Source organism: Streptomyces sp. NPDC033165, from assembly GCF_055577965.1.
In genome coordinates this window covers 1-1,167 of the sequence record NZ_JBVIPK010000040.1, presented here as the reverse complement: position 1 = coordinate 1,167, position 1,167 = coordinate 1, and the positions used below count along the sequence as shown (strand labels likewise).

At 68.3% G+C, this 1,167-nt stretch carries 1 protein-coding gene; it reads right to left on the bottom strand.

What is annotated here, in order from left to right:
* Positions 1 to 34: 34 nt before the first annotated feature.
* Positions 35 to 1,101, bottom strand: a protein-coding gene (locus ACZ5WC_RS33170) for an IS630 family transposase (RefSeq protein WP_468544295.1) whose coding sequence is annotated in 2 segments (ribosomal slippage) — positions 35 to 655 and positions 658 to 1,101 — 1,065 coding nt in all. Because the reading frame shifts where the segments join, the coding sequence is not laid out codon by codon here.
* Positions 1,102 to 1,167: the final 66 nt, after the last annotated feature.

Below are 1,167 nucleotides of genomic sequence, written 5' to 3'. Positions count from 1 at the left end.
TACTGAGGTTGAACTCGTGATGTCACATGGTTGCTCAGGTGGGTCTGATGGTCAGGCCGGTCTCGGCGAGGCAGCCGTCTATGAGGTGGCTGCGGTACTGGATGTGGCGTAGGCCGTGTCGGATGCGCTGGACGAGGTGTTCGGGGGTGGAAAAGGCGACGTTGGAGAGCCAGCCCCGCCGCAGGAGGGACCAGATCCCTTCGACGGGGTTGAGGTCGGGTGCGTAGGGCGGCAGGTAGTAGATGGTCAGCCAGTCCCGGGAGGCGGCGAACTCCCGCAGGCCGGCGGCCTTGTGGACGTTGAGGTTGTCCCAGACCAGGACGATCGGGCCACCCAGTTGCTGATGGGCGGCGATCAGCAGATCCCGGTAGTCGCGCCAGGAGAAGCTTTTGCGCCCGTCGCGGCGGCCGTCGTCCCGGCGTGGCCGGTAGATCAGCCGCGACCTGTGGCCGGGTTTGTAGCAGGTCAGCGCGGCGATCGATATCCGTCTGCGGGAACGGCCCCGCACCCGCACCACCGGGGTCCGGCCGCGCTGTGACCAGGTCTTCGCTTGCGGCGGCGTCATGGAGAATCCGGCTTCGTCCTCGAAGACGAGCCAGGCTCCACTCACCGCCGCGAGTCTTCCGCGCAGGGCCACACCTCCTTGACCCAACCGGCCACAGCCTCGTCGTCCCGCTCCATCGCGCGTCGGGCCGGGACCTGGCAGGACCAGCCGTTGCGCACCAGGAGCTTGCGCACGCCCTGGATCGTGTAGGTCAGGTGGAAGCGCCGGCCGATCACCGTCTTCACGCGGCTCAGGGTCCAGCGCTGGTCTTCCCAGCCGTGCGCGGCCGGCCCCTTGGCCAGCTCCGCCTCCAGTTGGGCGAACTGCTTCTCGCTCAGCCTCGGCAACGATGCCGGGCCCTGTGACCGCAGAGCCCGCGGACCGCCCTCGTCCCACATCCGCCGCCATCGCTGCACGGAGCGGACGCTGACCCGCAGGTTCTTGGCGATCACCGAGCTCGCCTCGCCCCGGGCGAACCTCTCGGCCGCCTTGAGGCGTAACTCCGCGCGGAACTGCTGCCGTTCGGCGGTCAGCCCGCCCCCTTGTGGATACCGCATACCCCGGTGATACCGCACCGGCGAGAAGTCGTCAGCCCCTACGACATCACCAGTTCAACCTCAGTA